The sequence below is a fragment of the Vibrio splendidus 12E03 genome (assembly GCF_000272105.2).
GTDB lineage: Bacteria > Pseudomonadota > Gammaproteobacteria > Enterobacterales > Vibrionaceae > Vibrio > Vibrio splendidus_I.
Window position 1 is genome coordinate 25,475 of record NZ_AJZD02000175.1, and the last position, 6,001, is coordinate 31,475.

At 43.5% G+C, this 6,001-nt stretch carries 5 protein-coding genes; 2 read left to right on the forward strand and 3 right to left on the reverse strand.

The window, feature by feature from the left end; genetic code table 11:
* Positions 1-185 precede the first annotated feature (185 nt).
* Positions 186-1,655: a lactate dehydrogenase gene (locus A142_RS12480; protein WP_029405399.1), complete on the reverse strand. Its 1,470-nt coding sequence runs from the start codon at positions 1,653-1,655 to the stop codon at positions 186-188.
* An 82-nt stretch (positions 1,656-1,737) separates the two neighbouring features.
* A complete protein-coding gene (gene deoD, locus A142_RS12485; protein WP_017061880.1) occupies positions 1,738-2,448 on the reverse strand; it encodes a purine-nucleoside phosphorylase in 711 nt (236 codons plus the stop codon).
* A gap of 346 nt (positions 2,449-2,794) precedes the next feature.
* On the opposite strand from deoD, the gene A142_RS12490 reads away from it, so the two are divergent.
* The gene (locus tag A142_RS12490; RefSeq protein ID WP_019821668.1) at positions 2,795-3,769 is read left to right on the forward strand and encodes a L,D-transpeptidase family protein; all 975 of its coding nucleotides are present in this window, start codon (positions 2,795-2,797) and stop codon (positions 3,767-3,769) included.
* A gap of 176 nt (positions 3,770-3,945) precedes the next feature.
* Here the strand turns inward: A142_RS12490 and A142_RS12495 are convergent, their stop codons facing one another.
* Entirely contained in the window at positions 3,946-4,212 is a 267-nt protein-coding gene (locus A142_RS12495; protein WP_017061882.1) for an Lpp/OprI family alanine-zipper lipoprotein, read from the reverse strand.
* Positions 4,213-4,573: 361 nt separating this feature from the next.
* Between A142_RS12495 and A142_RS12500 the strand changes: the two genes are divergently transcribed.
* Positions 4,574-5,905: a DEAD/DEAH box helicase gene (locus A142_RS12500; RefSeq protein ID WP_017061883.1), complete on the forward strand. Its 1,332-nt coding sequence runs from the start codon at positions 4,574-4,576 to the stop codon at positions 5,903-5,905.
* The last annotated feature ends 96 nt before the right edge of the window (positions 5,906-6,001 follow it).

Sequence of the window (6,001 nt, forward strand, 5' to 3'; positions counted from 1 at the left end):
ACTTACATCCATGATTATCGAACATATTGATAACACAATCATTATAAGAGTGTAATTTGAGATAAGCACCAATTATCTTTCGTAGAGCGTCAAAGGAACATCGATCTTTTCTAATTATGGGTGTTACCTCATGTTGTCGCTTTAAAATCAATGAGTTCCCGAATAATTACCTATAGGCTTTGTTGCTATGAAAGTAGTTGCTTTAGAGTTAATGGCAGCTCTGCTACGCCTAAGCGTTGTGCTGCCGTGAGCCCTTGTTTATCTTGGTAGCACAGATTGTGCCAAGCTCTAAATATGTCGAGCAATGGAAGAATGCCCCCAGGACGAAGCTTACGTCTGGGCTCATTAATAAAGCTATCAAATAACAGCTGAAAGCGTTGTTGATAGAACTTAGTTTGTTGAATTGAGGACGTGTTAAACCACTGTTTTGGTTCTGGATTGTTACCGGTTAGGTAGCAGATACCTTTCTGGTTTTCACCTTGATTCGCAATAGCCCAGCGATCTCGCCACCAACTCATATGAACGATGTCGATCTTTTCAAAACTTTGATCGTCTTGCCAGCCTGAATCTTCCTCTACATACATAAGGTCAATATTTTGACTCTGAATGCGCGGCAAACATACGCTTAAAGCGGCAGATCTTAGTAATGGATCTTGTGGCATATAAATGGCGACATGCTTGTCTTCATTGCACATATCCAGAACATGTAGGAAGTGAGCATAAGAGGTATAAGGCGGTCGAATTAGTGCGCCTTTTGAAGGATAGCTAAATGTGGTGAGGTTACCCATAGGGTCCTCAACGTTACCTCTCGCGAGAATCACTTGGTACTGTTGTTCAATTCTCTCTTTTAGTTTGTCAGAGGGCTGAGGAACTTCGAGATTCGCTTCTGAAGAGTGCTCTTTGGATACAAAGCGTGCAACATCATCATAAGGGTTGTGGTCGACATTCCCTGATGGCTCTTCATTTTGAGAGTAGTTAACGTGTTGGCAAAGGATGTAGCCAGAATGCGCCTCGCCAGTCGCTATCCAAACCACACCGTTGTTACTTTGTGGCTGTAGACGCTGGTAGTGAGAGGCGAATTCGTAATCTTTCGCATGGTTAACCCATCGTGCATCGATCATCGCTAATTTACGACGACAACGGCTCGCGATATGGTCAACATGATCATAGAAAGTCTTTGGGTTGATCTCTAATTTTCGGCAGATTTCACGTACGGAATAGCCCATGAACAGTAAGCCCATGAGGTTCTCTTGAAATTGGAGTTTTTTGTTGGATCCAGACCATTTATCAACGAAGGTTGATTGGCAGTCTTTGCATCGATAACGCTGCCTGTCCCCACTGTAGCCGAAGGCATGATAAAGATGTTTATGGGTATGAACCGATAAGCCGAAATTATCGCAATCATCATTACGACAAGCAGGGAGCCCATCGCTGTGAAGTTGTCTTAGGCGATGAAGTTCGCTTAACACTTCACGGTTGTTAAGTAAGGGGGGGAAAGCTCCACATTCACGACAAACCATCGCTGGACGCTTAGGGTTCGCGTGTTGCAAAACATACCGTTTTGCATCGCTCAAGCCAAAGTTGTCACACGCCAATGTTTTACAAAAGTTGAGTTGCAAACCATCCGCATCTTTTGGCAGCTTGTCGTTAGACACGATCTCCCCCTCGGGATTATTTGAGCAGCCAAGCGAGCCTGGCTGCGGGGTAACGCTTTTCAATGTATCTTTTATCAAATCGTTAGATGTTGATTGCTGTCTCTAGAGCAACTTTCATCATGTCGTTGAAAGATTTTTGACGCTCTTCAGAACTTAGTTTTTCACCACGGATGATGTGGTCAGATACTGTTAGGATAGTTAGTGCTTTAGCACCAAGGTCTGCAGCAACGCCGTAGATACCAGCCGCTTCCATATCAACACCTAGGATGCCTAGCTTTTCCATTTTTTCGAAAAGGTCAGCTTCTGGAGTGTAGAAAAGGTCTGCAGAGAATACGTTACCAACTTTAACTGGAACTTCTTGTGCACGAGCTTGGTTTACTGCTTCTTCTAAAAGACCGAAATCAGCGATAGCAGCGAAGTCGTGGTTGTTGAAACGAATACGGTTTACTTTTGAGTCAGTAGATGCACCCATACCGATAACAACGTCCATTAGTTTAACGTCGTCACGTACTGCGCCACAGCTACCTACGCGAATTACGTTTTTCACGCCGAACTCAGCGATTAGCTCGTGTACGTAGATGCAGCATGATGGAATACCCATACCGTGGCCCATTACAGAAACTTTCTTACCTTTGTAAGTGCCTGTGTAGCCAAACATGTTGCGAACGTCACAAACTTGCTTCACGTCATCAAGGAATGTTTCTGCAATGTATTTTGCGCGAAGCGGGTCGCCCGGCATAAGTACTGTTTCTGCGAAATCACCAGCTTGAGCATTAATATGAGGTGTAGCCATGGTTGTTCTCCAAAGTTTAAACGGTAATTATAGGAACAGGATTTAATCAATTACCGATTCTGTTGAATTGAATTCGTTTTGTTGAGGCAATATTAGCGAGTTAGAACGTGGCTCCATGAGACTTTAGTCACAAAATAGGTCTGTCATTATAGTTTTATTAATATTGATAACCAAATGTGTTGAAAGCGTAAAGGCAATCGATTTTGTATGGGTAAATTGCAAGCGAATGAGAGGAAAAGGCTTACATATAAACTTGTTGCCTATTAGTTTCGAGACAACAATACGTTGTAGAGACGTTTGATCAGAGATAATCTAAACTTTGATAAAAGACAAACCAAGGATTTGTATGTCGTATTGCGTTAAACCGACGCCTTTGCCGTCAATGAAAACACGACTTCACAGGGCGGCGTCGCTTGTTGTAAGAACCACTTTGCTTGCCAGCGGGATAGCTTCATCGTGGGTGTCTGCTGCAACCTTTGAATTGCCACCGACAGAAAGCCGCATTGTGGGCAGAATCCAGCAGCATGAAGTGGCGGCGGGCGAAACCTTGGCCATCATTGCCAAGCAATACGATATTGGTTTTCTCTCTTTAATGGCAGCCAACAAAGGGGTGGATCCTTTTCTTCCCGCGGAAGGCTATGTGTTAAGCATTCCAAGCCGCTTGATTTTGCCTGACACCCCAAGAAAGGGGATCGTCATCAATCTTGCTGAGTTAAGGTTGTATTACTTTGAGCCCGAGAAAAATCAGGTGCATGTTTTCCCTGTCGGCATCGGTCGAGTGGGGCGCGATACTCCCGAGATGATCACCAAGATAAGCCAAAAAAGACCGAATCCAACATGGACGCCACCAAATTCAATCCGCAAAGAGTATCTTGAAAAGGGCATTGAATTACCGAGAGTGGTTCCCGCTGGGCCGGAAAATCCATTGGGTGAGTATGCTTTGAGACTTGCTTATGGCGCTGGCGACTATTTGATCCATGGTACTAACAAAGACTTCGGAATAGGTTTACGAGTTAGCTCTGGTTGTATCCGAATGGAACCTAAAGATATTGAGTGGCTATTTGAGCAAGTGAACCGTGGTGAACAGGTCACCATTATCAATGAGCCGATTAAGGTGTCATTAGAACCAGATAGAAGTGTGTTTGTTGAAGCGCACGAGCCATTAACTCGAAGTGATGGTTCAAAGAAATCATTACAGATCCCTGTGGAATTAAAATGGTGGCTTGAAGACGCAGAACTGCCTAATTCAAAAGCGAAAGCGGTTATCTTTGCTCAAAACGGCGTGCCTGTAGAGATAGCACCACCTGTGATTGAGTTCTAATTTGATTGCCTCTTCTGTAACAAGGGGCGGTTTTATCTTTTTTACTCGAATTAATACCTTCTACTCGAATTAGTATCGCCCCAAAAAAAGCACCACATCCGTTAAGAGGTGGTGCTGTCCATATACTGATTTTGCGACTTATTTAAACTACAGCTTAATCGCACTCAGATCTCAAACTATTTAGTGTACGACTCAGCGATGTTGTCGATACGTTCGTTAGCACGATCCGCTTCTTCTTTCGCTGCCATAGCGGCTGCTTCTGCTTCTTGTGCCTTCATTTCTGCGGCTGCTTTGTCACTCTTAAGTGCTTCAACTTCGCTTGTAAGTTGAGCTACTTGGTTAGTTAGTTGATCCATTTCTGACACTGCAGCTTCTTCTGGCTCTGAAGAACAACCGGCTAAAATGAAAACTGAGGCTGCAGCTGCGATTAACGTCTTATTCATAAGAACTCCTTGCTTATTTATCATCAAAAGATGCGCTATACATTCTTTATCATATAGTCGCTTCATTAATGATTGTAGCGACTAATTTTTTAACTGCAAAAACAATAACTAAAGAAATTGCTAAATTTTTGAGGTAATTAGCTAAGCATCACGTTCTGTCTCACTTATGAGATGAAGGATTGAGAGGCGATTAAAAGGTGTTTTTGGAGGGCTATCCCTTTGCTAGCAATGCATACAATGTTCTAGCTAAAGATAGATTAAGGGATAAATTTACTGTGATCTCTATCCTTATAAAGTACTTTCGCGGTATCATGTCACGTTAAATTAATTTTATTCAATACCATCATGACTGGAGAGTCCTTTGCACTTTAAAGATTTAGGCTTAGATAACCGCTTACTGAAGAACTTAAAACATTACGACTTCAAGAAGGCGACAGAGATCCAATCAAAAGCGATCCCTGTTGCTATTGCTGGTAAGGATCTATTGGCTTCATCAAAAACGGGATCAGGAAAAACATTGGCGTTTGTGTTGCCAATGATACATAAAGCATTAAAAACAAAAGCGTTTTCTGCTAAAGATCCTCGTGGTGTAATTTTGGCTCCTACTCGTGAGCTAGCGAAGCAAGTTTACGGCGAACTGCGCAGTATGCTTGGTGGTCTGTCTTATGAAGCGGCGCTTATCTTAGGTGGTGAGAACTTTAACGACCAAGTTAAAGCACTGCGTAAGTACCCTCGCTTTATCGTAGCGACGCCTGGTCGTCTTGCTGACCACCTAGAGCACCGCTCATTGTTCCTTGATGGTGTTGAAACGCTAATCCTTGATGAAGCAGACCGTATGCTTGATCTTGGTTTTGCTCCAGAACTGCGTCGCATTGCGAATGCGGCTAAGCACCGTCGTCGTCAGACGCTAATGTTCTCTGCAACGCTAGACCACGCTGAAGTGAACGGTATTGCCAATGAAATGCTAGACGCACCTAAGCGCATCTCGGTGGGTGTTTCTAACGAGCAGCACCTTGATATCACTCAGAAATTCTACCTATGTGATCACCTAGATCACAAAGAAGCGATTCTAGACCGTGTACTAGAAGAAGCTGAATACCGTCAGGTTATGATCTTCACAGCAACTCGTGCTGATACTGATCGCCTAACGGATAAGCTGAATGAGAAGAAGCTTAAAGCAGTTGCACTGAGCGGTAACTTAAACCAGACGCAGCGTAATGCGATCATGAGTCAGTTTGAGCGTGCGGTTTACAAGATTTTGGTAACAACCGATGTCGCTTCTCGTGGTATCGATATTCCAAACGTAAGCCATGTAATCAACTTTGATATGCCGAAGCACACCGAAGAGTACGTTCACCGTGTTGGTCGTACTGGCCGTGCCGGTAACAAAGGCGATGCAATCTCTTTGGTTGGTCCAAAAGACTGGGACAGCTTCAAGCGTGTTGAGCTTTACCTTCAACAAGATCTTACTTTCTCTGTGCTTGAAGGCCTAAAAGGTAAGTTCAAAGGTATTAAACCTCGTAAACCTGCGTTTGCTAAAGGCGGCCCTGCGAAGAAGAAAACCAACACTCAAGCGAAGAAAACGCCGAAGAAACCAGTTAAGCGCGATAAGAGCTTCCACCAGAATGTGGCAGTGGGTGATACAGTGTTTATCCCTAAGAAGAAAGTCGCACCAAAAGTGGACGACGAGTAATCAACTCGCGTGAGCTAATAGATTATGTTCATAAAAACAGAACTTTATAAAAGCTAGCGTAAATAAAAACCGCCTATCAAAGGCGGTTTTTTTTTT